Origin of the sequence: Microbacterium rhizomatis (assembly GCF_008710745.1) — a bacterium.
Lineage (GTDB): Bacteria > Actinomycetota > Actinomycetes > Actinomycetales > Microbacteriaceae > Microbacterium > Microbacterium rhizomatis.
This window is the reverse complement of sequence record NZ_VYSA01000003.1, coordinates 294222-316106: the sequence shown is the minus strand read 5'-3', so window position 1 is coordinate 316106 and position 21885 is coordinate 294222. Positions and strand designations below refer to the sequence as shown.

The following is a 21885-nucleotide window of genomic DNA, read 5'->3' as shown; positions in this document are numbered from 1 at the left end:
GGGCGAGGCGGAGCGCAGAGTTGCGGGATGACGTCGACTCAGCCGCCGACCGCCGCCGAGTACTGGGAGAACCGCTACCGCGAGCGGGGCCGGTCGTGGAGCGGTCGAGTGAACGCCGCGCTCGAGCGCGAGATCTCGGGCGTGGAGCCCGGCACCGCCCTCGACCTCGGAAGCGGTGAAGGCGGCGACGCACTCTGGCTCGCCCATCAGGGGTGGAGGGTGACTGCTGTGGACATCGCTCCGTCTGCGCTTGCGATCGGCGCTGCGGCGCAGCATCCGGACGACGACATCACCTGGGTCGCGGCGGATCTCGCCGAGTGGACCGCACCCGAGCAGTACGACCTCGTGACGTCGTGCTTCCTGCATTCGAGCGTCGAACTCCCGCGGGAAGACATTCTGCGCCGCGCGGCGAGCGCGGTCGCGCCCGGGGGCATCCTGCTGATCGTCGGGCACGCGGGCGTGCCGCACTGGACGGATGCCGACACCACCCACAAGGGTCAGCACGCGCACGAGCGGGTCGAGCTGCCGACCCCCGACGATGTATACGAGACGCTGTTCACCGACTCGCCCCTCGTGGAGGCCGAGTGGTCGGTGCTGACGAAGGCGCTCGTCGAGCGCATCGGCGTCGGCCCGGACGGGTCGACGGGCCCCATCACCGACAGCGTGCTGACGCTGCGGCGCCTCTAGCCATTCGCAGTCGTCGGAGGATCGGGCCGATGTCGGAGGATTCGCGCCGAATCCTCCGACATCGGGCCGATCCTCCGACTTTGGCGGGACCGGGGAGGTCAGCGGATGACGTTGATCACTCCCGTGAGGGGATACGGCTCGTCACCGGGCTCCGGCGCCTCGAGGAGCAGGAAACGGCCGCCGTACGCATCCAGCTCGAGGCTGAAGCTGTTGAGGTCGTCGACGCGGGCGATCGATTCGCCGGTCGCGGCATCCCGGACGAGGCTTCCCGGAACGAGCGCCTCGGAGTGCACGGTCCCCTCGATCGGCTGCTCCGAGAAGTTCAGCGCCGTGATCTGCAGCTGCGCATCCGCGAGCGTCGCGTCGCCGTTGTCGAGGCGATGGACCATGACGAGCATGCTCGGGTGGGCGACGCGCGGGATGTCGACCTGCGTCGCGACGGCGATGCCGTGCTCACGCCGCACCTCGATCACGTCGCGGAGGCCGAGCAGGAACGAGCCGGGCTGCTCGAGCTGAGCGGGCAGCGATCCGTAGAGCGACCGGGCGCGGGGCATCCCCGCCCGTGAGAAATTCGCCTCCGGCGACGAATCGAGCAGGTCGTGTGCACCGCGCTCGATCCAGCGCGTGTCTCCTGACGCGATCAGGGCGCGGACCTCTTCGGCGGGAAGGGTGAGGGTGCCGGTGAGGTCCCACCCCGACAGGGCGAACACGCCCGGTTGCCACGCGTTGTACTTCGCGAGGAGCAGGTGAGCATCCCGGATGCCGGGAACGTCGTCGTCGACGATGTCGGCGAGCGACGCCTTGCCCTGTGTTGCCGCGATGAGCGACGCGGTCGTGCAGGCGATGCCGTTCTGCGTGAAGATCAGGTTGTAGTCGGCGTCGACGGTGAGCTTCTGCGCCAGCTCTGCCCTGATGGTCTCGGCGAGTTCTCCTCCTGTGACTTCTCCCCCACGGAACGGGTACACGTCGTCGCGGTGGGCGGTGGCCCAGTGCACGAGCTCGTACGTCAGCTCGTCGTGGTTCTGCAGGCCGTGCACGAGCTGCACCGGCTCGACGCCCGTGGCCAGCGCGGTCGTCATCGCGAGACGAAGGAACTCGGTCTGCCCCGTGGCCAGGGCGTGGTGGTAGCCGGGCCGGGTGATGAAGTCGTACGACAGGTCGGCGCCGACGGCACCGGTGTCGCGGATGTCTTCCATCGTCAGGTTGAGCTCCTGGAAGGTGAAACCACCGACCTTGCGGACCATTCCGGCGATGATGTGGTTCGCCGCGTGCGAGAGGGGGTGCCCCTCCGACCACGCGGGGAGTCCCTCGGCGCTCTTCTCCACGCCGAGGAAGCCGTTCGCGTCGAGCCGCAGCGCGCTCGTGCCCAGGTCGCCGAGCGAGTGGAGCGCGTCGCCGATCACGAGTCGCATGCCGGCGAACGTCGGGTCGAGCCAGTTGATCGAGGGCTGCCCCTCTTTGAAGTAGTGGAGGTACACCCACCGCCGCTCGAGCCCGTCGGTGCCGACGACCGGCGGCGTGACGCTCCAATTGGTCTCTTTCACGCCCGGCGTATAGAAGATGACGCGCTGGAGCTCGCCGATGATGTAGCCGTGCTCGCTGAGGACCGCCTCACGCTCGGCGTCGAGGTTGACCGCATCCCGCCCTTCGGGCACATCCGGCAGCAGGTGCCAGTCCTCCGGCGGGATCTCGACCATGTGGTAGGCGCCGGGGTAGTCCTTGTACGCCATCTCGGCGAGGCGGAAGTCGGCGCCCTTGCCGGTGTGACCGGGCACGATGTCGTCGATGACGCTGCCGCCGTGGCTGTCGGCCACATCGCACAGGTGCCGGAAGGCCTCTTCGTCGCCGAACTCGGGATCGATCTGGGTGCTGATGCGGTCGAAGTGGCCGTCGACGCTCGGGGTGTGCTGCCAGCCGGTGATGCCGCCGGCCTGCTTGACGGGACCGGTGTGGATGCCGTTGATGCCGATCTTCTGGAAGGCGTCCCACAGCGCTTCGCTGCCGAGCGCCTGCAGGAACGACTCGTCCAGGCGCGTGATGAACGAGATCGGATACGCCGTGAACCAGACGTCGCTCGTCTCGATCGCCTTGCGGGCGTTCGGGCGCGCGTAGGGGTTGCGCCACATCGAGGGCTTTCCCGACAGGGTGCGGCTGAGGACGTCGGCGTCCTTCAGCATCGACTGCCGCACGAGCCACTCGACGTACGAGGGGTTCGTCCCGTTGGCCGTGCGAGGGTCGTTCGTGAAGCGCCGCAGGCTTCCGCCGCGGAGCTGATCGCGGGGGCGCAGCCGGCGAGGACGCGCGGGATAGCGCTGCTCGTCGTAGCTGATCTCCGGGATCTCGCGCTCCTCGGGCTCCACGGCATCGCCAGGAGTGCTCGGCTCGGTCGGTTCGCTCGTGCCCAGGGGATGCTGCTTTCCGGCCGGCGTGCTCACTCCGGTGTTCTCGAGCATTGCGATCCTTCCCTTCGCACCCCTACGACGGTGCGCCCGGCCCAGCGTACGCGGGGACGCGGTGTGCGAGAAGAACTTGACGCGACCCGGGATGAACGTCATAGGCCGCACACCACAGCGGGCCGGAATCCGCGCCATGCGCTGATCCCGGCCCGCTGATTCTCGAAGGCTACTTGTCGCCCGTCAGGGTGTCCTTGACGTCCTCGCCGACCTGCTTCACGCCGGCCTTGGCCTGGTCGGCCTTGCCCTCGGCGACGAGCTTGTCGTTGTCGGTCACCTTGCCGACAGCTTCCTTACCCTTGCCGACGAGCTCCTCGGCCTTGTTCTTGATGTCGTCTCCGATGCCCATGGCATCCTCCTTCTTTTCTCTTCTTGCGGGTGGTCTGGGTGGATCCGCGTGTTCGTCAGGCCAGCCGGCGCTGGTCGTGCGCGAGCTTCGCGCGAAGCCCCGAGCGGATCGAGATGTAGGTCGGAACGTCCTCGCCGGTGAGCGTCGAGAGGTTCGCGACGAGGCGGCCGACGTCGTCGAGCACCTGTCTCGGCGACGTGTTCTGGCGCGGGGTCACACTGATGTGCATGACCGGCTGCTTGCGGACGTCGCTGGCGCTCACGCTCGAGAACAGGATCTCGTCGCGACCCTGCAGCGAGTGCTGGATGGCGTCCGAGACGAAACCGGAGCGGATCCTGACGCGTCCCAGCTCGGTGTCGGATGAGGCTGCCCGCAGCACGGTGCGCGAGCGGCCTCCGCCGAGCCGGGCGATCAGGACGATCAGCAGTACGACGAGCAGAACGATCGCCGCGAGGACGCCGACGATCAGCCAGCTGAGCGTCGAGCCTCCGATCGCGGATGCGGTCACGGCATCCTGAATCCATGTGCGCCCCGCTTCTGTCGCCGTCGTCCAGGCGTCGGCCGCCGGAGGCCAGGCGAACAGCAGGACCGCGGCCGCACCGAGTGCGAGCAGCAGGGCGCCCACGACGATCAGCACGATCCGGTTGAGCGCGCGATTGGTCTTGTTCATCGGCTCTCTCGCCTCTCTGGGGGACTCGTGACGCGCACACGCGGCGTCACGGCGGGCACGAGCGCGTAGCGTTCGAGCTCGGCGTCGACGACCGCGGCGATGGGCGCGACCTCGTAGGGGTCGCCGAATCCGGAGCGGACCGTCACATCGACGGAGCGGTGCGAGACTCCGACGGTGATGTCGTCGCGGAGGATGCCGGTCTCTTCGCTGATGCGCTGAGCGAGCGACGAGGCCACCACGCCGTTGTCGACGACGACGGCTCTCCCGTCCACGGCCATCTCGTGCTTGGGCAGCCGCCCGGGGGCCACGCCCAGCACCAGGAGCACGAGCCCCAGCACCGCGACCACCACGCCGCCGCCGATCACGGCACCCGCGGGCTGCGCGCCCGCGAGCCCGACGATCCATGCGGCCGCGTCGCCCGGGCTCACCAGGAGCGGCGGCTGCGCGAGCAGCCCCAGCACGATCTCGACCCCGGCGTACAGCAGGGCGAGGATGAGAAGCACGGCCACGACGATCGTCGCGACGGTGCGAGGCGAGTGGGTCTCGCGACGCACGATCCTGCGGTAGGCGGGGGTGCTCATTTCACTCTCCTCTTCTGGGCGATGACGGCGCCGGTGATGGTGATGTCGACGCGGGCGACGTCGCGGCCGATCAGGGGGCCGATGCGGTCGCGGAGCTCTTCCTGGATGCCGGCGATCCGCGCCAGCACCGGCTGGCCGGCGCGGATCGCCGCAGTGTCTTCCAGGTCGGGCACGGGGAGCGCCGTCGTGACGGTGATCGCGACACCGCGGGAGCCCTCGATGACGCCCACCGAGAGGCTGCCGCGGTCCACACCGACGGTGGATGCTGCGGCCTCCCGCGCGACCTTCTCGAGCACGCGCGGATGAACCACGATGCGCCCTGGGAGGTCGGGCGTTGCTGCCGTACTCATCAGGAGGTGCGGCGGCCGCTGAACGCGTTGGCGAGGACGCGCACATCCAGCTGGCCCGAGACGATGCGTCCGAGCAGCGCCCCGACACCCATGAACAGGGCTACGAGGAGGAATCCCCAGAACCCGAACAGGATGATCGACACCGCGAGGACTGCGCCGAGGACAGCGCCGGAGACGGTCGGGGTCATGAGACGCGCGACTCTTCCGGCGTGTTGTCGTCGGAGGGCAGGTGCACGTCATTCACATCGACGTTGACCTCGACGACCTCGAGACCGACCAGCGCGGTGACCGCGGCGGTGACCCCGGCGCGCACCTGTGCGGCGACCTCGTGGACGGGTGCCGGGTACTCCACGACGATCGTGATGTCGACCGCGGCCTGGGTCTCGCCGACCTCGACCTTGACGCCCTGGGTCAGGTCGTCGGCGTTCACGACGCTGCGCAGGGCACCGAGCGCACGGGCTCCGCCGCCGCCGAGCGCGTAGACGCCGGGTACCTCGCGCGCGGCGATGCCGGCGACCTTCGCGACGACGCCATCGGCGATCGTGGTGCGGCCGGCCGCGGTCTCGACGGAGACGCCGCTGAGTCCGAACGTGCGGTCCACGCGGGACGTGGTCGCCCCGACGGTGGCGGGTGCCGCGGGCTTGTTGTCTTCGGTAGCCATGAAATCCTCAATCCGGTTCGTCTGCCGGCGCCACCGTTCGGTGGCGTCCGGGAGCGGTATTGTCGCTCTACAAGTAAGACGCACGCCGGCTCGATTTCGTCACAAAAAAGTTTCGAGGAGTTTCTGGAGCATGAGCGTGGGCCCCGACGAGACTCCCGGCGACTGGACGCGCGTCGTCGGCGACGAGATCCTCGCCGAACGCGCTGCCGACGGCGACACCGCCGCATTCGAGGCGCTCATCCGGCGTCATGGCCCGGTCATGAGGGCCTTCGCCGCGCGGGTCGTCGGCTCGTACGCCGAGGCGGACGACGTGGTGCAGGACGCGTTCTACACCGCGTGGCGGAAACTGCCTGAGCTGCACGATCCGTCCGCGGTCAAGTCGTGGCTGATGCGCATCGTCGCGAGGCTGGCCTACACGCAGATCCGGCGGCGTCCGGCCGATGCCGGGCTCGCCGACCTCGAGGCTCCGGCATCCCGCGATTCGCAGCCCGAGACCGTGGCCGTGCGCAACGCGCAGCTGAAGGCGCTCTCCCAGGCGTTGGATGCGCTTCCCGAGGATCAGCGGCGATGCTGGCTCTTGCGCGAGGTCGCCGAACTGAGTTACGACGAGATCGCACAGGATCTCGACCTGCCCAAGGCCACCGTTCGCGGCAAACTCGCCAGGGCGCGAGCGAGTATCTATGCACAGATGGAGGGATGGCGGTGACAGACGAGACACCCCGCACGCTGGACTGCGGAAGAACGGTCGAGGAGCTCAGCGACTACCTCGCCGCCGATCGCACGCCTCGCGATGCCCACATCGAGACCTGCCCCGAGTGCCTCAACGCCCTGCAGGGCCTCGAGCGCGTGTCGCGGCTCTCGCGCGAGATGCTCGCACAGGACGTCGAGGATCTGCCTCCCGCGCCGGAGACCTGGATCAGAGGCATCCTCGCCAACATCCAGAACGAAGTCCGCGCGGGCCGGCCGCTGCCGTTGTCGCACCCCGACCCACGGGTGAACCTCTCGGTGACGGAGGGCGCAGTGCGCGCGCTGATCCGATCCGTCGGCGACGAGATCCCGGGGCTCGTGGTCGGGCGCTGCAGTCTGAACGGTGACGTCGAGGACCCGGGGGCGCCGGTCACGGTGACCATCACCGCGAGCGTCGCGTGGGGACGCCCGGTGGCGGCCCTCACCGCTCTGCTGCGCGAGCACGTGCTCGAGGCCCTGCGCCGGCACACCGAGCTGAACGTGACGGCCATCGACGTCGAGATCCAAGACGTCCACGTCGACTCCGAGGAGGAAGGACCGCGATGAGCATTCCCCAGGAGGAACCGACCGGTCTGTCGCCGGATGTCGCGCTCACGCACCTCGTTCGCAACGTCGACGGTGTCACGGACGTCTTCACCCCGTCGATCGAGGTCGCGCATCTCCCTGGCCTGGTCACGGCGCTCGTGACGGGCGACGCCGACGCCCTGAACCGGGTCCGCGTACGCTCGACCCCCGAGAGCACAGACATCGCCACTCGGATCGCCATCGACGTCGACGCCAGCACTCCGGCCACCGCCCGTGAGGTCGCGTCCGCACTCCTGGCGTCGGCGCCGCCGGGCGCCGAGGTCACGATCTCGGTCGAGGTCTCCCGCATCTCGTAGCTCGCGCTCACCCGACGCGACACGCCCTCCCGCGCGGAGCGGAAGGGCGTGTCGTGACAGGAGCGGTCCTGTTCGGGATGCTGCTCGTCAGTGCGCGATCACCGGCTCGGCCGCAGGCTCGCCGGGCGCGGACGGGGTGTGCGAGAGCGACAGGCCGTGGCCGCGGCGGCGGAACAGCAGCGCCGAGACCACCGCGCCGAGGGCGAAGAATCCCGCGCCCCACCAGTACGCGGTCGCGTAGCTCGCGATCGCTGCAGACGACACGACGTCCGGAGTCACCGGTACGTGGGAGGCGAGGTAGTCGGTCATCGCCGTCGCCGCGAGGGTGTTGAGGAGGGCGGTACCCACCGACCCACCCACCTGCTGGCTGGTGTTGACCATGGCCGAGGCGACGCCCGCGAAGTGCCGATCGACGCCCAGGGTCGCGGTCTGCATCGATGCCGGCATGATCGTGCCCATCGCGAAGCCCATGAGCATCAGCGGCGGCATCACATTCGCCACGTAGATGCTCGATGCGTCGAGGGTGGTGAGCCAGATCATCGCGATCACGCCGAGCGTCATCCCCGTCGGCACGAGAACCTTCGGCCCGAACCGGGGCACGAAGATGTTCGTGCCGAGCTGCGCGGCCAGCACGAGCATCGCGATCATCGGGAGGAACGCGAGGCCGGTCTGGATCGGCGAGTACCCCAGGGTGAGCTGCAGGTAATAGGTGACGAACAGGAAGATCCCGAACATGCCCGCTCCGGCGATCGTCACCGACAGGTAGGCCGCGCCCCGGTTGCGATCCAGCACGATCTGAAGAGGAAGAAGGGGATGCTTCGCCCGCGTCTGCCAGAACACGAAACCCGCGATCAGCACGGCGGCTGCTGCCAGCATCCCCCACGTGAGCGGCGAGTCCCAGCCGTCGGTCTCGGCGTTCGAGAAGCCGAAGACGAGACCGAACAGGCCTCCCGAGACCAGGAGCGTGCCGGGTACATCGAGCTTCGGACGGGGGCCGGTGCGCGCCATGAAGGGGATGTAGATCAGCGCACCGACGATGGCGAATGCGGCGATGAAGACGTTGATGTACAGGTTCCAGCGCCAGTTGAGCGCCTCGGTGAGGATGCCACCGAGGAGGAGGCCCACGGCGCCGCCCGCCCCGGCGATCGCACCGAAGACACCGAAGGCGCGGGCGCGCTCTTTGGGGATCGTGAATGTCGTGGTCAGCACGGCGAGGGCGGTGGGCGCCAGCAGCGCGCCGAACGCTCCCTGGAGCGCGCGGGCGGCGACGAGGAGCTCGAACGAGCCGGCCGCTCCGCCCAGGGCAGAGGCGATGGCGAAGCCGATGAGGCCGATGATGAAGGTGCGCTTGCGACCGATGAGGTCGGAGAGGCGACCGCCGAGCAGCAGCAGGCTGCCGAAGGCGAGCGAGTACGCGGTGATGATCCACTGGCGCTGGCCGTCTGTGAACCCGAGGTCGGCTTGAGCCGACGGGAGAGCGATGTTCACGACCGTCGCGTCGAGCACGACCATGAGCTGGGCGAGTCCGACCACGACGAGCGTGATCCAGCGACGGTTGTCGGTCGCGGGGAGGGCGGATGAAGAAGACATGACCGTCACTCTATACGGTACTCTGGAGTTCCGGATCTACATGGTTCAGGAATTAACCCGCTGGTAACGTGGAGCCGACGACGGAAGGAGGCCGCTGCGATGACGCAGATCGACCTGTCTACGGCGCCCGACTCGCACACTCTCGACCAGGATGACCCGGAGAACACCGCGAAGCCGCGGCTGGGGCGCAAACGCGATCACACGCGCGACCCTGAGATCCTCGATGCTGCTCTCGAAGTGCTGGCGGAGACCGGCTACGACGGCATGACGATCGACATGGTCGCCGCGCGCGCCAAAGCCGGCAAGGCCACCCTCTATCGCCGCTGGTCGTCCAAGTCCGAGCTGGTCCTCGACGCGGTCGCGTGCATGAAGTCCAACGACCGCGACCTCACCTCACCGCCTGATACGGGCACCCTGCGCGGCGACCTGATCGCCATGGTCAAGTCGCCCACGATCCAGGAGTCCGAGCGCAAGCTCAAGGTCATGGCGGGAATCGTCTCGATGATCGCCCGCGACCCCGACCTCGCCACGGCCGCTCGTGAGGCTCTGGTGGAGCCGCGTGCCGCGGCCAATCGCATCATCTTCGCCCGCGCGGTCGCTCGCGGCGAGATCCCGGCGGGCTGCGACATCGAGACTCTCTGCGTCATCGGTCCGGCGATGGTCTCTTACCGCACCCTCATGCTCCGCGAGCCGGTGAACCGTGAGTTCATGATCAGGGTGATCGATGAGATCATCCTGCCGGCGGCCGGACTGCCGCCCGCCGCAGCGGGCGCGTAGCGTGGGATCGACCGGCGATGCGCGTCCTCAGCGTTGCCCGTCCGGCGCCTTCACCCGGTCGCACCGTCACTCTCGCGCGCCCGTCTGATTGAACAGGTAGAAGACGCTGAGGGCGGCGAACCCGACGAGCATGGCGGGCGCATTGATGACCCCGACGACGGTGAGCAGCGGGTAGAAGAGAGTCCCCGCGCCGAAGCGGATGAGTGCGCTGCGGCGTGCGGCCCCGGGCATCGAGCCAGCTCGGACGAGGGCAAGGGTGATCCGGCCGTAGACGAGGGTGAAGGCGACCGCGAAACCGGTGGAGACCGCGCCGTACAGGACGGCCGCGACCCGGATATCCGCGGGGCTGTCCTCAGCGAGGGCACCGGCGAGGGTTGCGGTGGTGAACGGGATGGTCGTGACGAACATCAACAGAATGAGGTTCCAGAACAACAGCGGCCTGTCGACGGTCGTGGCGAGGCGGAAGATCGAATGGTGGTTGACCCAGATCACCCCGATGACCAGGAAGCTCACCACGTAGGCCGCGAAAGACGGCCACGCAGCGACGAGCTGATCCAGCAGCCCCCCGCTCTGCTCCGGTTCGAGGCGCAGATCCAGAACGAGAAGCGTGATCGCCACCGCGAGGACGCCGTCACTGAACGCTTCCAACCTCGTCTTGGTCATCGCGTGTCCGCCTTTCGACTGCGTCTGTCCCCGCCTCGGTATCGCGTTCGGAAGAAGTGCGGGCCGTCAGGGGATGCCGGGATCAGTCGCCGACCGTGACGTCGACCTGGATCTCGGTGGCGAGCCGCTCCAGCGCGGCCTGCACCGCGTCGATGTCGACGGTGGGCGGAACTCGGGCGGCGATCGTCGCCTCGAACAGGCGCCCGCCGGACATGGCCGCGTCGCGCGTCTCCGTGGTCAGCCGATCGATGCTCACGCCCTGAGCGCTGAGCGTCGATGAGACCTCGCGGACGATTCCCGGCCGGTCGTTGCCGAGCACGCGGAAGCCGAAATGCCTCGCGGACGCCTCGCGCTCGCGAGCGGCTGCCGCGCTGCTCGGGTGAGCGGTGATGTTCAGGAGCCCGTCCATGCCGCGAAGGGCGGCCCGCAGCTCGTCCACGCGATCGTCGGGCACAGCGACCTCGACGATGCCCGCGAACACCCCGGCGAGCTCAGCGAGCTGACTGTTCTCCCAGTTGCCACCGTGGGCATCGACGGCGTCCGCCACAGCCGCCACGAGACCGTGGCGGTCGTCGCCGACGATCGTCAGAACCAGTGTTGTCATGAGCCACAGCGTAGCGAGGCCTCCCCTATGACGGGCCGTTCTCCACAGCCTCCCGCGCGGCAGCGAGGTCTGCTCGTAAGATCAGAATCGGTCCGCCTGGGGGCGGATCGATGGGGGACGAGGATGGCATCTGCGAGGCACACGCGCTATCGGCCGTCGGCCCGCGTGCGGCGGAGGCGACGTGCGCTCGCCGCCGTGGCCAGCGCCGTGGCGATCATCGCCGTCGTCGCCGTCATCGGCCTCGTCCTGCTGCCGCGCACGACGCCGTCGAACCCGATCGATCCCGCCGCGAACGCTGTGCCGACCTCGACGCCCACGCAGGGGCCAGCACCCACTCCGCCGCCCCTCTCGCCGGCCGAGAAGCTGCTGGCGCAGACGAGCGACCCGGCTGTTTGCGCGGTCACCTTCCGCGGCGACGGCGTCACCGACCCGCCCGTTCTGGAGTCGCAGGGCACCCTCTATCAGCATCTGCCGATCCCCTCACGCGCGGGAATGGTGTTCGCCGGGTGGTATTCGACGCCGCAGGATGCCGCGTCGTTCACCGCGTCGGCGCGGGTGAACGGCGCGCACGCGGTGACGTGCGTGGATCGCGAGATCACCCTCACCGCGGCGTGGAAGACGCCGGAGCAGAACGTCGCCGACAACACCCGGATCCCCATCCTGATGTACCACCAGTTCACGTCCGATCCGAACGGCGTCACCGGCTGGCTGCGCGGCAACTACGCCTACATCGGCGACTTCGAGGCGCAGATGGACTACATCGCCTCGAACGGCTTCTATCTGCCCACCTGGCCCGAACTGGCCGCTTTCATCGACGGCAGACTCTCGCTCCCGAATCACTCCGTCATCATCACCGACGACGACTGCGACGTCTCCTGGCTGCAGCTGGCGATGCCCATCTCCATCGAGAAGAAGCTGCTCACCACCGCATTCTGCATCACGGTCGACGGCACCGGTCCCTCGCCGTCCCCGTACATCCAGCAGCGCTCCCACACGCACGACATGCACCGTGCGGGCGCCAACGGCAAGGGCCTGATGGTCAACTCGTCCGCCGCCGACATCGCGGCCGACCTCGAGAAGTCGGCTGCGATCCTCGGCGCGAAAGAGGTGGTGGCCTACCCCTTCGGCCATTACAACGACGTCACGAAAGAAGGCGTCAGAGAGGCCGGCTTCGAGATGGGGCGCACGATCGAACCGGGCTACGTCACGATCGGCACCGACAAGCTCGCCCTTCCTGTGCAGCGGATCAACTACGGCATGGGAGTGGATGCTCTGATCAGCGCGATCGGCTGAATCCCCGGGTGATTCGGCCACAGACCCGGGTGATTCGGCCACAGACCCGGGTGATTGCGGACACAGGGCAAACTCGCACTTTCCTTTTCGGGGATCGGCGGGATAGAGTGACTGCGGCGGAGACGAGGGGTCGTCTCCGAATCGGTCTGGGGACCGATTAGCCAAACTGGGGAAGTGGCGAGCTTTGCTCGTCAATGTGCATTTCTGGGGAATGTCATGACGTCTGGGGACGCGTCTGCGCGCGTGCGGTCAACCGCAAGCGAACGATGACGGCGATCGATGCGCCGACGACGGTACGGGGAGCGTTCGACGCCCTCGCACCGTCCCGACTCGTGTCTGGGGCACGAGCAGTATCCGAGCCTCGCCTCACGACGTCCGTCGCCCCGTTCCCACAGCCGGCGGTGGAGTTGCGCCGGCTGTGGGAGCGGCGGTACGCGCGTCGCCTCTTCGTCACGGACGCCTTGATCGTCCTCGCCGTGACGGCGGCAGCGCAGTTCGTCAACGTGATGCTGAACCCCCTCGGGCCGGTGGGCGTCGTCGCCACCGCCGGCATTCCCGCACTCACCGCCGCCTCCTGGCTCGTGATGCTCGGGGCCTTCCACACGCGCGATGCGAGGGTCGTCGGGTCCGGCGCCACGGAGTACAAGCGCGTGGCGCACTCGACCGGTCTCGCCTTCGGCCTCGTCGCGATCCTTTTCCTGCTCTTCGAGACACCCGGCACGCGCGTGCAGCTCATGATCGCCCTCCCGGCGGGGCTCCTCGCCCTGCTGGTGGGCCGCTGGTCGTGGCGGCGCTGGCTCGGCGCGCAGCGTCGCGCCGGACGCTACGCGGCCCGCACCATCGTGGCCGGCACGCGCGACGACGTCGAGTACGTCATCCGGACGCTGCAGGGCAGCGGGGCCCACGGCCACCTCGTCGTCGGTGTAGCCACCGATGACGGCGACTCGGCGTCGGACCTCATCATCGACGGGCGCCGCCACCCCGTGCTCGGCAGCACCAACACCGTGGCCTCCCACGCACGTCAGCTGGGCGCGGACTCGGTCATCGTCGCCAGTCGTCCCACGGACGATCCGGACTACATCAAGCAGCTCAGCTGGCAGCTGGAGGGCACCGCCGCCGAGCTCATCCTCTCGAGCCGCCTCGCGGATGTGGCCGGGCCGCGCATCTCGCTGCGCCCGATCGACGGTCTGCCGCTCATCCACGTGCGCATCCCGGAGTTCGAGGGGAGCAAGCACGTGCTCAAGCGCGCGACCGACATCCTCTTCGCGAGCCTCGCGCTGATCCCGACCGCGCTGGTGACGGCCGTGGTCGCCGTGCTCATCAAGCTCGACGATCGCGGTCCGGTGTTCTTCCGCCAGACGCGGATCGGCCGCAACGGCGAGGAGTTCTCGATCCTCAAGTTCCGCACGATGCGCATCACCGCCGAGGCCGAGCTCGCCGCACTGCAGACGGCGAACGAGGGAGCGGGCCCGCTCTTCAAGCTCAAGCACGACCCGCGCATCACGAGGATCGGCGGCATCCTGCGCAAGCTGTCACTGGACGAGCTCCCGCAGTTCTGGAACGTCCTCGTCGGCGACATGAGTGTTGTGGGCCCGCGCCCGCCGCTCCCCCGCGAGGTCACCGCCTACAACGGCACCGTGTATCGGCGCCTCTACATCAAGCCGGGCATCACCGGTCTCTGGCAGGTGAGCGGACGCAGCGACCTCTCGTGGGACGAGAGCGTTCGCCTCGACCTGCGGTACGTCGAGAACTGGTCGATCATGACCGATCTCATGATCATGTGGCGCACGGCGCAGGTCATGATCCGCCCCAAGGGCGCGTACTGACATGACTCGGAGCACCGACTCCGCCCTACAGACCGGATCCACGGCCGCGGTACCCCCCATTTGTGTCGGCGGCGCCCTTTCAACGGCGTGTCCCACGCCGATCGCCCCGGCCGTGGATCCCTCCTCTCACCGAAACGACGCAGCATCCGCTCGCGCGTTCCGCACGACGTACCTACGCACAGGAGCATGAGCATGGCCCGCCGCGAACCACACGACTCGACCACGCACAGCCGTCCGCACGTCCTGATCATCGTGCAGAACCTTCCGGTGCCGCTCGACCGCCGCGTCTGGCTGGAATGCCAGACGCTGGTGACCCGCGGCTACCAGGTGAGCGTCATCTGCCCCCTGGGTCCGGGCGATGCCGCATTCGAGCACCTCGACGGCGTCGACATCTACAAGTACAAGCCCGCCCCGGAGGCGGAGGGGCTCGCCGGGTTCGCGTGGGAGTTCGCGTACAGCTGGGTGCGCACCGCATGGCTCAGCCTCGCCGTTCGTCGCCGCAGTGGTCGCTTCGACGTCATGCAGGCCTGCAACCCGCCGGACACGTACTGGCTCCTGGCGCTCCTGTGGCGGATCGCCGGCGTGAAGTTCGTCTTCGACCACCACGACCTCAACCCCGAGCTGTTCCGCTCCCGTTTCGGCGAGCCCGAGGGCTTCCTGAAGAAGCTCGAGTACCGCGCGCTGCTCTGGCTCGAGCGACGCTCGTTCCGCACGGCTGACCGGATCATCTCGACGAACGAGTCCTACAAGGCGATCGCCGTACGCCGCGGCGATCGGGATGCGAGCGAGGTGACCGTCGTGCGCAGCGGCCCCGACACCGAGCAGATGCGCCCGATCTACCCCGAGCACCCGCGCCCCGCCGACACCGTGAACCTTGTCTACGTCGGCATCATGGGCCCGCAGGACGGCGTCGATCAGGTGCTCCACGTCGTGGATGAGCTGGTCCACCGCCGCGGTCGGACGAATGTCACCGCGACGCTGCTCGGATTCGGAGACTGCCTGGAGAGCCTCAAGGCCGAGGCGACCGCCCTGCATCTGGACGATTTCGTCACGTTCACCGGCCGCGTCGACCGCGTGCAGATGGCGGAGCACCTCAGCCGCAGCGACATCGGCCTGTGCCCCGATCCGCGCACGCCCCTCAACGACGTGTCGACGATGAACAAGACCATGGAGTACATGGCCTACGCGCTGCCGTCCGTGGCGTTCGACCTCGCCGAGACCGTCGTCTCCGGCGACAACACGGTGCTGTACGCGCCCTCGGGCGACTTCTCGGCGTTCGTCGACGAGGTCGAGCGACTCATCGACGACCCGGTGCTGCGTGCCCGGCTCGGACGGGCGGCCCGCAAGCGCGCCCACGAGATCATGGACTGGCGCCCGCAGGCCGAGGCCTACGTCGGCGTGTTCGACGAGCTCACCGGTCACCACGTGGACGTGCCCGCCGTGCCGACCACGCCGGTCCTGCCCGCGGTCGACCCGCAGGGACGGCGCTACGTCGACCTCACCGACGACCGCGCGTTCTACAGTTACCTCATCGCCCGCGACCACGCACAGATCGAACTCGTCGGCGTCGCGTCACCGGTGGGCGCTGCCTCCCACGCGGGCTCGGTCCACCGCACGGAAGCCGCGTACTGAACCGTGTCGCACGCCACACTGCCGGACTCTGCCGTGAACCGTGCCGCCACGGCCGCACGCGATGTTCACGCGCGCCCGACGTTCGTGATCGCCGCCCACAATGAGGAGCGCGTGATCGGCGCCTGCCTCGAGGCGCTCCTCGGCCAGGACGTGCGGGCCGGAGACATCATCGTCGTCGCCAACGGATGCTCCGACCGCACCGCCGACGTGGCATCCGACTACGGCGTGACAGTGATCGACCGCGTCGAGCCCGGCAAGGCCGGAGCCCTCAACGCGGGCGACGCCGTCGCGCCGAGCTCGACGCGCATCTACCTCGACGCCGACATCGTCGTCCCCGACGGCGGTGTCGCGGCCCTCGTGCGGCGACTCGCCGTCGAGCCCAGCGTCGCGGCCGTCGTCCCGGCTCGGCGTCTCGAGACGGCGGGACGGCAGTGGCCCGTGCGCGCCTACTTCTCGATCAACGAGCGCCTGCCCGCGTTCCGCGCCGGCCTCTTCGGACGCGGGCTCATCGTGCTCTCGGCCGAGGGCCGGAGTCGCTTCGGCGCGTTCCCCGCGATGGTCGCCGACGATCTCTTCCTCGATTCGCAGTTCGACGAGTCCGAGAAGGCGCAGGTCGACGACGTCACCGTCGTCGTGGAGGCGCCGTACACGACCCGCGAGCTGCTGAACCGGCTCGTGCGCGTGCGCCGCGGCAACGCCCAGATGCGCGCCGCCGCCGCGGCGGGTGAGATCGATCTGGATGTGCGTCCCGCCGATCGCCGGGCATGGCTGCGCGTCGCGCTTCCCCACCCCAAGCTCTGGGCCGCGGCCGTCGCCTACGCGACGATCACCCTGGTCGCCTCGCGCCGGGCACGGCGCGCCGGCACAGGCCAGGCCGCCTGGGGCAGGGACGAAAGCACACGCGAGCGCGCCGCCACGGTCGGACGGAGAAGTCCCGCGTGATCCGCAACATCTGCTTCCACGGCATCGGGACGTGCGTCCGCGAACGCGAGGAGGGCGAGGCGCGCTACTGGGTGCGCGAGTCGCACTTCCTGCGCATCCTCGACGAGATCGCCGGACGCGACGACGTCAGAGTCAGCTTCGACGACGGCAACGTGTCGGACGTCGCGCTCGCGCTTCCGGCGATGCAGGAGCGCGGCATCCGCGGCACATTCTTCGCGCTCGCCGGGCGCCTGCAGGACTCGTCCAGCCTCAGCCCGTCGGATCTGCGTCTGCTGCGCAGCGCCGGAATGCAGATCGGCAGCCACGGGTGGGAGCACATCCCGTGGCGCGGGATGAGCAACGACGACGCACGGCGAGAGCTCGTCGATGCCCGCGCGGTCCTATCGGAGGCGAGCGGAGAGCGCGTGGTCGAAGCCGCCATGCCCCTCGGCCGCTACGACCGGCTCCTCGTCCAGCGGCTCAAGGGCGCCGGGTACTCGACGGTCTACTCCAGCGACCGCTTTCCTGCACGCGCCGGCTCTTGGTTCCAGGCCCGCTACAGCGTCACGGCCGACGACTCGCGGGAGTCGATCCGGGCGCTGCTCACACGCAAGCCCGGCCTGCAGGACGGGTGCAGAGTCATGAAGAGCGCCATCAAACGCGTGCGGTAGGACTCTGTGGATGCCTCACCACTCGATCAGCGTCAGCTCGCTGTAGAGATAGTCGATCGACGGCGCGCCGAGGGTCTTGCTGCGGAACATCTTGGCCCGCGGGGCGGCGAGCGGCCGGCCGGCGCGGGGCCGGAAACCAAGGATCTGCTCCTCGGCCAGCGTCGCGAGCAGTCCGTGCCGGAGCAGCAGGTGCCCGGCGACGCGAGGCCAGGCGGACCGCAGGAGCGTGCGGCTGCCCCCGACGTACAGGGGCGTCGCGAACACCGGGATGCCCTTGCGCCGGTCCTTGCGGAAGACGAGGTAGGCGTACTCGTCGCCGGCCGTGACGACGAGGTGCCGGGCGGCCGCAGCATCCCGATGATCGCGGTAGATCGCGGCATCCGCCCCCTCCAGCGTCGCGCGGAGGGCCGCGGGGTCACCGGACAGCGAGACCCCTCCCGCGCCGATGGCAGGAAGGTTGAGAGCGAGCGTCGTGCGGGTGTCGAGCCGTTCGAAGCCCATCCGCTCATTGAGGGCGACCACATTGCCGCTCGGCGAGAGGTCGGTGAATTCGAAGCCCTTCTGCCCGAGGACCGCGCGGAGCAGACGGAAGCTGTGCGCCCGATACTCGTCGAGAACGCAGAAGGCGGCCAGGTTGCAGAACCGCAGACGCTCACCGTCGATCTCGCGCTCGGAGTACACCGCGGCGTAGACGCCGACGATGCGCTCGCCGGCGCGCAGCAGGAATCCGCTGTTCGGGGCCTCGGCCGGCCACGGCGGCGAGAGCAGCCGCATCCAGTCCGCGACCGAGAGGCGGTCGTTCAGGCACTCGTGCAGGAACACCGCTGCCTCGCCGCGGTCGGCCTCGAGGATCGGCCGCAGCTCGACCTTTTCACTGTCCATCTCGCCGTATCGTACGGTACGGCGACCCGCGGCTGCGCGAGTATCGTGGGGGTTCGGACGACTGCGCGGGGGCGCATGACAGACGGGGTGCGGCTGCCATGACACAGGACGAGGCGGAGCCGGCGGAGGATGGGCGTGCACCGGCGACCGGCGGCGAGTCCGCCGGCGAGTCCGCTCCGACGCGAGAGCGGGTGCGATCGACGACACCGGCGATGCGGTGGGCTCTGCTCGGAGTGCTCGCGATCGTGCTCGTCGGCATCGGCGTCACGGTATGGCTGATGGCGTCGGGCGGCGCCCCCGGCTCGACCGGTTCTGCGGGCTCACCGGGCACCGCGCAGGCCACGACGGCCGGCCCGGCGCCCGGGGCGACACCGACCGCCGGCAGCGAAGTGCTGCCTCCGACCGCGGTCCCCGACGCGACGCTGCCGCCGGTCGCGGCGCCGAGTTCCGCGCCGCCGACACCGCTGATCGCACCGCCGTACCCGGAATCGGCGACGGCCGACTTCTCGCTCGTTCCCGGATTTCCGGAGCAGGTGATGGGTCCGGCACCGGCATCCGACATCCTGCAGAGCGCGATCGCTACCGAGGGCAATGTCATGCAGGTGACCCTCGTCGGTCGAACGGATGCCTCGCCCGACGACGTCCGCGCGCACTACACCGAGCTGTGGTCGGGCCTCGGATTGACGAACGCGGGAACCACTTCGGACGGATCGCTCAGCTTCACCGGCCCGCTCGAGTCGCTCACGGTCTCGACGACCGTAGGGGGAACGGGAACCCGGTACACCGTCTTCGGCATCTTCCGGGCTTCCTGACGTGTACATCTCCCTCTCCAACACCCCTGAGCCCGACGAAGCGCCTGCAGGTATCGGCAAGCCCGCGCGCCCCGGCATCCGCACCGTCTCATCCACCGTCGTCACTCTCGGCATCGTGTCGATGCTCACCGACATCTCGTCCGAATCGGTCGCGGCGATCCTCCCGCTGTACATCACCGGAGTGCTCGGCCTCGGGACCATCGCGTTCGGTTTCCTCGACGGGATCTACCAGGGTGTCAGCGCCCTGGTCCGGATCGCCGGCGGCTACGCGTCCGATCGGGTGCACCAGCCCAAGTGGGTCGCATTCATCGGCTACGGACTAGCCGCGATCGCTCGCATCGGCCTGCTGTTCGCCTCGGGTTTCGTCGCCCTCACCGCCGTGATCACTGCCGATCGGATCGGCAAGGGGGTGCGCACGGCGCCGCGCGACTCTCTCATCACCGCGGCCTCCCGGCCAGACAACCTCGGCACGTCGTTCGGCGTGCACCGGACCCTCGACAACATCGGGGCCGCCGTCGGACCCCTGATCGCGTTCTTCATCCTGCTGCTCATCCCCGACGGCTACCACGTGATCTTCGTGGCATCGCTGGCGTTCGCCCTGCTCGGCGTCGCGATCCTCGGCATCGTCGTCCCCAATGTGCGGACGGACCGTGGCACGGCGGAGACCGAGACGACGGGAGCGGATGCCGCAGCATCCGCTTCTTCCGATGACGATGCCGACGCCGCAGCCGCCGCGCCCGCCGCGCTCGCAACACCGCGCAAGAAGTTCGACTGGTCCGTCGTCACGACCGGTCCGATGCGTCGAGTGCTCGCCGCCGCCGGCATCCTGGGCCTCCTCACGATCGGCGACGGCTTCATCTACCTGTTCCTGCAGGCGCGCAGCGACTTCGCCGCGCAGTGGTTCCCGCTGCTCTACGTCGGCACGAACGTCGCCTTCCTCGCCTTCGCGATACCGCTCGGGCGCCTCGCGGACCGGGTCGGCCGGGCGCGGGTCTTCGTCTTCGGGCACGTCGCGCTGGTCGCCGCCTACGTCATCGCGACCCTTCCGCTCGCCGACGTCGCCGCGACCATCCTGTGCCTGGTCTTCCTCGGGGCCTTCTACGCCTCGACGGACGGAGTGCTCTCCGCCCTCGCGGCGCAGCTCACGACCCCCGAGACGCACGGCACCGGCATCGCGGCGGCGCAGACCGTCGTCGCGCTCGCGCGGTTCGCCTCAGCCGTCGGCTTCGGCGTCCTCTGGTATGCGATCGGCCCCCAGCCGGCGATGATCATCGTGGCCGTGCTGCTGGCCGTCGCCATCCCGCTCATCGCGCTCCTGCTGCGCCCGTTCCTCGCCGACCACGGCGAACGCACCGCGTGACCGCCCGTTCGAAGTGGCTGCTGATCGCGGCGCTCGCCCTCGTCGCGCTCGTCGCAGTCGGGGGCGTGGCGGCCTACGCGTGGGTTCAGTACCAGGCTCGCGCGAGCGCGCCCAGCGGCGTGGAAACCGGCGGCGCCTCCGGCTGGGGGACGAGCGACAGCATCGTCTTCCGCAACACGGCGATCGGCCAGGGGTACGGCCTCGTCGCGAGCGTGCCCCTCGGCGAGCCCGCGGGCCCGCGCGCCCTCACGTCGACCGCGTGCGATCGGGTGGACGCGACGCCCACCGAGTTCGTCTGCCTCCGCAGCGAACGAGGCATCGTGCCGAGCTACACCGGCACGGTGTACGGGCTGGACGGTCAGACGATCGCACAGTGGCCCATCCCCGGCGTCCCGAGCCGCACGCGATTCTCGCCCGATGGGTCGCTCGTTGCCACGACGGCCTTCGTGACGGGTCATTCCTACGCCACCGTGGGCTTCTCGACCGAAACGCTGATCCGGCGCGCGAACGGCGACAGCATCGGCAACCTCGAGCAGTTCGCCCTCATCATCGACGGCGCCCAGGTCGCCCCGGTGGACCGCAACCTCTGGGGTGTCACGTTCGTCGACGACAACGTCTTCTACGCGACAGCCGGAACCGGCGGCAAGACCTATCTCGTGAAGGGCGACATCGCGGCGCGGACCCTCACCTCCGTCGCCGAGGGCGTCGAGTGCCCGTCCCTCTCCCCCGACGGCACGCGCATCGCGTTCAAGCGCGTCACCGCGGGCACGGACGCGACGACGCACTGGACCCCCGCCGTGCTCGACCTCGGCAGCGGCGCGATCAGCCTTCTCCCCGAGGACCGCAGCATCGACGACCAGATCGAATGGCTCGATGACAGCACGATCCTGTACGGGATGCCGCGCGACGGCGTCGCCGGAGACTCCGACGTGTGGCGGCTCGCCGCCGACGGGTCGGGCGCTCCCGCGGTGTTCATCGAGCACGCGTGGTCACCGTCGGTGGTGCGGGCGCGATGAGGCCTCAGGGTACGGAGGGGGCGGATGCCGCGGCATCCGCCCTGCGGCGTCGGCGCAACACGATCAGCCAGGCCAGCGCCGCACCGATCGCGGCGCCGAGCGCATTGGCGAGCACATCGCGCAGGCTCGCCTGGCGCGAGGGGATGACGATCTGCGCGAGCTCGGCCCCGACGGAGAGCCCGAGCGCGAGCAGGAAGCCCTGCCAGGGCCTCGGCAGCAGGAGCGTGAGGAGGAAGCCCAGCGGCACGAAAGCGAGGATGTTGGCGCCGAATTCGATCCACCCCGAGCCGAACGTGGTGATCCCCAGGTCATCGCGCATCCAGCCGGAGAGGACGTTGAGGATGCCGGTGACAGACACGGGTGCGAGCAGCAGCGCGACGATGATGACCCCGTAGACACCCAGGCCGATCAGCACCCATCCCCGTTGCCGCACGCCCGCCGCCCATCCGAATCAGGCTC

General features: G+C 69.3%; 25 protein-coding genes. 13 read left to right on the top strand and 12 right to left on the bottom strand.

Annotated elements, in window-relative coordinates; genetic code table 11:
• The first annotated feature begins 27 nt into the window (after positions 1-27).
• Positions 28-687: a class I SAM-dependent methyltransferase gene (locus F6B43_RS15340; protein ID WP_150449857.1), complete on the top strand. Its 660-nt coding sequence runs from the start codon at positions 28-30 to the stop codon at positions 685-687.
• 98 nt (positions 688-785) lie between these two features.
• Here F6B43_RS15340 and treS read toward each other — a convergent pair whose 3' ends face one another.
• The 7 genes from treS to F6B43_RS15305 form a co-directional block, all read right to left on the bottom strand.
• A complete protein-coding gene (treS, locus tag F6B43_RS15335; RefSeq protein ID WP_150449856.1) occupies positions 786-3140 on the bottom strand; it encodes a maltose alpha-D-glucosyltransferase in 2355 nt (784 codons plus the stop codon).
• Positions 3141-3309: 169 nt separating this feature from the next.
• Positions 3310-3489 carry a CsbD family protein gene (locus F6B43_RS15330; RefSeq protein ID WP_150449855.1) on the bottom strand — a complete coding sequence of 60 codons (180 nt, stop codon included), beginning with the start codon at positions 3487-3489 and terminating at the stop codon, positions 3310-3312.
• Between the two features lie 55 nt (positions 3490-3544).
• A complete protein-coding gene (locus F6B43_RS15325) occupies positions 3545-4159 on the bottom strand; it encodes a hypothetical protein (protein WP_150449854.1) in 615 nt (204 codons plus the stop codon).
• Complete coding sequence (locus tag F6B43_RS15320; protein WP_150449853.1) at positions 4156-4740, bottom strand: DUF6286 domain-containing protein; 585 nt, start codon at positions 4738-4740, stop codon at positions 4156-4158. Before F6B43_RS15320 ends, F6B43_RS15325 begins: the two co-directional genes overlap by 4 nt.
• Entirely contained in the window at positions 4737-5090 is a 354-nt protein-coding gene (locus F6B43_RS15315; RefSeq protein ID WP_150449852.1) for a hypothetical protein, read from the bottom strand. The genes F6B43_RS15320 and F6B43_RS15315 overlap by 4 nt, the downstream gene beginning before the upstream one ends.
• Complete coding sequence (locus tag F6B43_RS15310) at positions 5090-5278, bottom strand: DUF2273 domain-containing protein (protein WP_150449851.1); 189 nt, start codon at positions 5276-5278, stop codon at positions 5090-5092. Before F6B43_RS15310 ends, F6B43_RS15315 begins: the two co-directional genes overlap by 1 nt.
• On the bottom strand, positions 5275-5751 hold the full coding sequence (locus F6B43_RS15305; protein ID WP_150449850.1) for an Asp23/Gls24 family envelope stress response protein: 477 nt from the start codon (positions 5749-5751) through the stop codon (positions 5275-5277). Before F6B43_RS15305 ends, F6B43_RS15310 begins: the two co-directional genes overlap by 4 nt.
• A 130-nt stretch (positions 5752-5881) precedes the next feature.
• Between F6B43_RS15305 and F6B43_RS15300 the strand changes: the two genes are divergently transcribed.
• The 3 genes from F6B43_RS15300 to F6B43_RS15290 are packed head-to-tail and all read left to right on the top strand — an operon-like array spanning position 5882 to position 7379.
• Positions 5882-6457: an RNA polymerase sigma factor gene (locus tag F6B43_RS15300; protein WP_150449849.1), complete on the top strand. Its 576-nt coding sequence runs from the start codon at positions 5882-5884 to the stop codon at positions 6455-6457.
• Positions 6448-7044 (top strand): Asp23/Gls24 family envelope stress response protein, encoded by a 597-nt coding sequence (locus F6B43_RS15295; protein ID WP_150449848.1) that lies wholly within the window; start codon positions 6448-6450, stop codon positions 7042-7044. Before F6B43_RS15300 ends, F6B43_RS15295 begins: the two co-directional genes overlap by 10 nt.
• The gene (locus F6B43_RS15290; protein WP_150449847.1) at positions 7041-7379 is read left to right on the top strand and encodes a hypothetical protein; all 339 of its coding nucleotides are present in this window, start codon (positions 7041-7043) and stop codon (positions 7377-7379) included. The genes F6B43_RS15295 and F6B43_RS15290 overlap by 4 nt, the downstream gene beginning before the upstream one ends.
• A gap of 87 nt (positions 7380-7466) precedes the next feature.
• Here F6B43_RS15290 and F6B43_RS15285 read toward each other — a convergent pair whose 3' ends face one another.
• The gene (locus F6B43_RS15285) at positions 7467-8969 is read right to left on the bottom strand and encodes an MFS transporter (RefSeq protein WP_150449846.1); all 1503 of its coding nucleotides are present in this window, start codon (positions 8967-8969) and stop codon (positions 7467-7469) included.
• 99 nt (positions 8970-9068) lie between these two features.
• On the opposite strand from F6B43_RS15285, the gene F6B43_RS15280 reads away from it, so the two are divergent.
• Positions 9069-9746 (top strand): TetR/AcrR family transcriptional regulator, encoded by a 678-nt coding sequence (locus F6B43_RS15280; RefSeq protein ID WP_150449845.1) that lies wholly within the window; start codon positions 9069-9071, stop codon positions 9744-9746.
• A gap of 66 nt (positions 9747-9812) precedes the next feature.
• Here F6B43_RS15280 and F6B43_RS15275 read toward each other — a convergent pair whose 3' ends face one another.
• Positions 9813-10409 (bottom strand): TMEM175 family protein, encoded by a 597-nt coding sequence (locus tag F6B43_RS15275; RefSeq protein ID WP_150449844.1) that lies wholly within the window; start codon positions 10407-10409, stop codon positions 9813-9815.
• 82 nt (positions 10410-10491) lie between these two features.
• Complete coding sequence (locus tag F6B43_RS15270; protein ID WP_150449843.1) at positions 10492-11013, bottom strand: glycine cleavage system transcriptional repressor; 522 nt, start codon at positions 11011-11013, stop codon at positions 10492-10494.
• 123 nt (positions 11014-11136) lie between these two features.
• On the opposite strand from F6B43_RS15270, the gene F6B43_RS15265 reads away from it, so the two are divergent.
• The 5 genes from F6B43_RS15265 to F6B43_RS15245 all read left to right on the top strand — a co-directional run bounded on the left by F6B43_RS15265 (position 11137) and on the right by F6B43_RS15245 (position 17356).
• A complete protein-coding gene (locus tag F6B43_RS15265; RefSeq protein WP_150449842.1) occupies positions 11137-12306 on the top strand; it encodes a polysaccharide deacetylase family protein in 1170 nt (389 codons plus the stop codon).
• Between the two features lie 266 nt (positions 12307-12572).
• A complete protein-coding gene (locus tag F6B43_RS15260) occupies positions 12573-14132 on the top strand; it encodes a sugar transferase (protein WP_150449841.1) in 1560 nt (519 codons plus the stop codon).
• Positions 14133-14318: 186 nt separating this feature from the next.
• The gene (locus F6B43_RS15255; RefSeq protein WP_246159991.1) at positions 14319-15764 is read left to right on the top strand and encodes a glycosyltransferase family 4 protein; all 1446 of its coding nucleotides are present in this window, start codon (positions 14319-14321) and stop codon (positions 15762-15764) included.
• A 33-nt stretch (positions 15765-15797) separates the two neighbouring features.
• Entirely contained in the window at positions 15798-16706 is a 909-nt protein-coding gene (locus tag F6B43_RS15250) for a glycosyltransferase family 2 protein (protein ID WP_150449840.1), read from the top strand.
• Entirely contained in the window at positions 16703-17356 is a 654-nt protein-coding gene (locus F6B43_RS15245) for a polysaccharide deacetylase family protein (RefSeq protein WP_211368161.1), read from the top strand. Before F6B43_RS15250 ends, F6B43_RS15245 begins: the two co-directional genes overlap by 4 nt.
• Before the next feature lie 15 nt (positions 17357-17371).
• Here the strand turns inward: F6B43_RS15245 and F6B43_RS15240 are convergent, their stop codons facing one another.
• Entirely contained in the window at positions 17372-18238 is an 867-nt protein-coding gene (locus F6B43_RS15240; protein ID WP_211368160.1) for a hypothetical protein, read from the bottom strand.
• Positions 18239-18336: 98 nt separating this feature from the next.
• Here F6B43_RS15240 and F6B43_RS15235 point away from each other — a divergent pair, with 98 nt between their 5' ends.
• From F6B43_RS15235 to F6B43_RS15225, 3 genes are read left to right on the top strand one after another with little or no spacing between them, the layout of a single operon-like run.
• Positions 18337-19050, top strand: coding sequence for a hypothetical protein (locus F6B43_RS15235; RefSeq protein ID WP_150449839.1), 714 nt, complete (start codon positions 18337-18339; stop codon positions 19048-19050).
• Between the two features lies 1 nt (position 19051).
• Positions 19052-20410, top strand: coding sequence for an MFS transporter (locus F6B43_RS15230; RefSeq protein WP_246159990.1), 1359 nt, complete (start codon positions 19052-19054; stop codon positions 20408-20410).
• The gene (locus F6B43_RS15225) at positions 20407-21426 is read left to right on the top strand and encodes a PD40 domain-containing protein (protein WP_170285682.1); all 1020 of its coding nucleotides are present in this window, start codon (positions 20407-20409) and stop codon (positions 21424-21426) included. The genes F6B43_RS15230 and F6B43_RS15225 overlap by 4 nt, the downstream gene beginning before the upstream one ends.
• Positions 21427-21430: 4 nt before the next feature.
• On the opposite strand, the gene F6B43_RS15220 is transcribed toward F6B43_RS15225, so the two are convergent.
• Complete coding sequence (locus F6B43_RS15220; RefSeq protein ID WP_150449837.1) at positions 21431-21859, bottom strand: VanZ family protein; 429 nt, start codon at positions 21857-21859, stop codon at positions 21431-21433.
• Positions 21860-21885: the final 26 nt, after the last annotated feature.

Bases quoted from the DNA above. Each gene is read 5' to 3' on its own strand.
- F6B43_RS15340 (WP_150449857.1), top strand. From the start codon at position 28: ATGACGTCGACTCAGCCGCCGACCGCCGCCGAGTACTGGGAGAACCGC.
- treS (WP_150449856.1), bottom strand. From the start codon at position 3,140: ATGCTCGAGAACACCGGAGTGAGCACGCCGGCCGGAAAGCAGCATCCC.
- F6B43_RS15330 (WP_150449855.1), bottom strand. From the start codon at position 3,489: ATGGGCATCGGAGACGACATCAAGAACAAGGCCGAGGAGCTCGTCGGC.
- F6B43_RS15325 (WP_150449854.1), bottom strand. From the start codon at position 4,159: ATGAACAAGACCAATCGCGCGCTCAACCGGATCGTGCTGATCGTCGTG.
- F6B43_RS15320 (WP_150449853.1), bottom strand. From the start codon at position 4,740: ATGAGCACCCCCGCCTACCGCAGGATCGTGCGTCGCGAGACCCACTCG.
- F6B43_RS15315 (WP_150449852.1), bottom strand. From the start codon at position 5,090: ATGAGTACGGCAGCAACGCCCGACCTCCCAGGGCGCATCGTGGTTCAT.
- F6B43_RS15310 (WP_150449851.1), bottom strand. From the start codon at position 5,278: ATGACCCCGACCGTCTCCGGCGCTGTCCTCGGCGCAGTCCTCGCGGTG.
- F6B43_RS15305 (WP_150449850.1), bottom strand. From the start codon at position 5,751: ATGGCTACCGAAGACAACAAGCCCGCGGCACCCGCCACCGTCGGGGCG.
- F6B43_RS15300 (WP_150449849.1), top strand. From the start codon at position 5,882: ATGAGCGTGGGCCCCGACGAGACTCCCGGCGACTGGACGCGCGTCGTC.
- F6B43_RS15295 (WP_150449848.1), top strand. From the start codon at position 6,448: ATGGCGGTGACAGACGAGACACCCCGCACGCTGGACTGCGGAAGAACG.
- F6B43_RS15290 (WP_150449847.1), top strand. From the start codon at position 7,041: ATGAGCATTCCCCAGGAGGAACCGACCGGTCTGTCGCCGGATGTCGCG.
- F6B43_RS15285 (WP_150449846.1), bottom strand. From the start codon at position 8,969: ATGTCTTCTTCATCCGCCCTCCCCGCGACCGACAACCGTCGCTGGATC.
- F6B43_RS15280 (WP_150449845.1), top strand. From the start codon at position 9,069: ATGACGCAGATCGACCTGTCTACGGCGCCCGACTCGCACACTCTCGAC.
- F6B43_RS15275 (WP_150449844.1), bottom strand. From the start codon at position 10,409: ATGACCAAGACGAGGTTGGAAGCGTTCAGTGACGGCGTCCTCGCGGTG.
- F6B43_RS15270 (WP_150449843.1), bottom strand. From the start codon at position 11,013: ATGACAACACTGGTTCTGACGATCGTCGGCGACGACCGCCACGGTCTC.
- F6B43_RS15265 (WP_150449842.1), top strand. From the start codon at position 11,137: ATGGCATCTGCGAGGCACACGCGCTATCGGCCGTCGGCCCGCGTGCGG.
- F6B43_RS15260 (WP_150449841.1), top strand. From the start codon at position 12,573: ATGACGGCGATCGATGCGCCGACGACGGTACGGGGAGCGTTCGACGCC.
- F6B43_RS15255 (WP_246159991.1), top strand. From the start codon at position 14,319: ATGAGCATGGCCCGCCGCGAACCACACGACTCGACCACGCACAGCCGT.
- F6B43_RS15240 (WP_211368160.1), bottom strand. From the start codon at position 18,238: ATGGACAGTGAAAAGGTCGAGCTGCGGCCGATCCTCGAGGCCGACCGC.
- F6B43_RS15235 (WP_150449839.1), top strand. From the start codon at position 18,337: ATGACACAGGACGAGGCGGAGCCGGCGGAGGATGGGCGTGCACCGGCG.